The organism is Pigmentiphaga daeguensis (genome assembly GCF_039523035.1).
Lineage (GTDB): Bacteria > Pseudomonadota > Gammaproteobacteria > Burkholderiales > Burkholderiaceae_B > Pigmentiphaga > Pigmentiphaga daeguensis.
Genome location: NZ_BAAAEN010000063.1, coordinates 1 through 1,958, shown reverse-complemented (window position 1 = coordinate 1,958; position 1,958 = coordinate 1). Strand labels below are relative to the sequence as shown.

The window sequence follows — 1,958 nt, the reverse complement described above, 5'->3', positions numbered from 1 at the left end:
TGTCAAACGCAATTGAAATGTGAGCCACTTCGCGCGTCGGCGCGCAAAGTAAATCTGGGCCATTCGATTAGTTCTTGGCGGCGGGCACATGCCCGGCGCGGCGTTGCTGTTTGAGGCGGTAGCTGTCTCCCTTGATTTGAACGATGTGGGCGTGATGCAGGATGCGGTCAAGCATGGCAGCCGTCAGGGTGGTGTTGCCACCGAAGGTGGCATCCCACTGCGTGAACGGCAGGTTGCTCGTCAGGATCATCGAGCCACGCTCATAGCGCTTAGCGACGATCTGGAAGAAGTGACTGGCCTGGTCGCCAGACAGCGGCAGGTAGCCGATCTCGTCGATGATCAGCAGACGTGGTCCCAGGATGTTGTGCCGCAGAACCGCGTCATACCGCTCCTGGCGCCTGGCCGCCTCAAGTTGCAGCATCAGGTCAGCTGCCGTAATGAACTTCGTCTTGATCCCAGCCTGGGTGGCGGCATAGCCCAGCCCGATGGCCAGATGCGTCTTGCCCACACCGGACGGTCCAAGCAGCACGGCGTTCTCGCATTGGTCGACGAACCGTAACGTGGCGAGCTCCTCGATCAGTTTCTTAGGGGCGCCCACGGCAAAGCTGTAGTCATAGTCGTCCAAGGTCTTGATGGCGGGGAAGCCAGCCATGCGAACCAGTGTTGCTCGCGAACGCACCTGCCGGGTATCTCGTTCATGCGCCAGCACGTGCTCCAGATAGTCCAGGAAACTCCAGTCCTTGTTCGCAGCTTCGCCAGCCGCCGCCCGATAGCATTGCATCAGGCCCTCGAGCTTGAGTGTCTGGCAGTGTGCATCGATGCGTTCCTGTTGCAGGTTCATGCGTGCACCTCGGTGAGCAGTTGCTGATAAACCGATAGCGGGTGCTGCAATGATGCGGCCATATCGGGCATTGCCCACCGAGCGAGTGCCGCCGGTTGTGTCGAGGTGGCGAACCCGGGCAGTGGTTGCAAGGCGGCGCGTTCTTGCTGCTCGAACAGCACGGCAGGCGCTGCACCCGTGACCGGATGCACGCGCTGGTTGGCCACATCGCGCAGCCATTTGCCCACCTCGGCATTGGCTGTGTCCACGTCCAGCACCAGGCCTGACTGCTTGAGCCAGCTGGTGAGCGGCACGTAGAAGTTGCCACGCAGGTAGCGGTGGAAGCGCTCCACCTTGCCCTTGGTCTGCGCCCGATAGGGTCGGCACAGCCGCGGCATGAAGCCGTAACGCTTGGCCAGATCCAGCATGCCAGGATGCCAGCGGTGCTCACCCTGGGCGTAGGCATCACGCGTATCAACGATGGTCTTGGCGTTGTCGTACAGGATCTCGCGCGGCACCCCACCCAGTGTCTCGAACAGGTCATGATGGCAATTGACCAGTGTGTCAGCCCGCTCGTTGGTGGTGAACCGCGCCCATCGCCAGCGGCTGTAGCCCAGCGTGGCCGTAAAGGCATAGAGCGGATCGCTACCACGCCGAAAGACCACGAAGTCGCATTGCATCTGCTGGCCCGGCGCGGTCTCAAAGCGCACCACGGGATCAGGCTGCGACACGGGCTTGTTCAACTGCATGAACGTTTGCAGGCTTCGCAGCTGGCCGCGGTAGCCGCGCGCCTGCAACTCGCGCAGCAGCGCGGGCGCGGCGATCCACTCGGGAGCTGCCGCCCTCATCCTCTCGAGGATGTAGTCGTGAAAGGGCTCGAGCTTGGTTGGTCTGGCCTCACGCGGCTTGTAGCGTGGAACCTCCTCGGACTTCAGGTACCGAGCCACCGTATTACGAGATACGCCCAAGCGTCGCGCGATCTCTCGCAGTGACAACCCTTGGGCCTTGAGCACATGGATTTGCATCCACTGTTCCTTCAGAAGCATCGTCGGCCTTCGCGCGAAAAGCCTCGACTGTACGGAAAAGTGGCTCAGATTTACTTTGCGCGAAGTGGCTCATTATTACTTTGCGCGCAACA

2 protein-coding genes are annotated in these 1,958 nt (G+C 61.3%); both read right to left on the bottom strand.

The genetic code is table 11. The features are described 5' to 3' along the window. Positions 1 to 67: 67 nt before the first annotated feature. On the bottom strand, positions 68 to 841 hold the full coding sequence (gene istB, locus ABD104_RS30075; RefSeq protein ID WP_343928874.1) for an IS21-like element helper ATPase IstB: 774 nt from the start codon (positions 839 to 841) through the stop codon (positions 68 to 70). Beyond that, positions 838 to 1,866 carry an IS21 family transposase gene (istA, locus tag ABD104_RS30070; RefSeq protein WP_343928873.1) on the bottom strand — a complete coding sequence of 343 codons (1,029 nt, stop codon included), beginning with the start codon at positions 1,864 to 1,866 and terminating at the stop codon, positions 838 to 840. Before istA ends, istB begins: the two co-directional genes overlap by 4 nt. Positions 1,867 to 1,958: the final 92 nt, after the last annotated feature.

What these genes read in the sequence shown, in the direction of transcription:
- istB (WP_343928874.1), bottom strand. Translation starts at nt 841, where the DNA reads ATGAACCTGCAACAGGAACGCATCGATGCACACTGCCAGACACTCAAG.
- istA (WP_343928873.1), bottom strand. Translation starts at nt 1,866, where the DNA reads ATGCTTCTGAAGGAACAGTGGATGCAAATCCATGTGCTCAAGGCCCAA.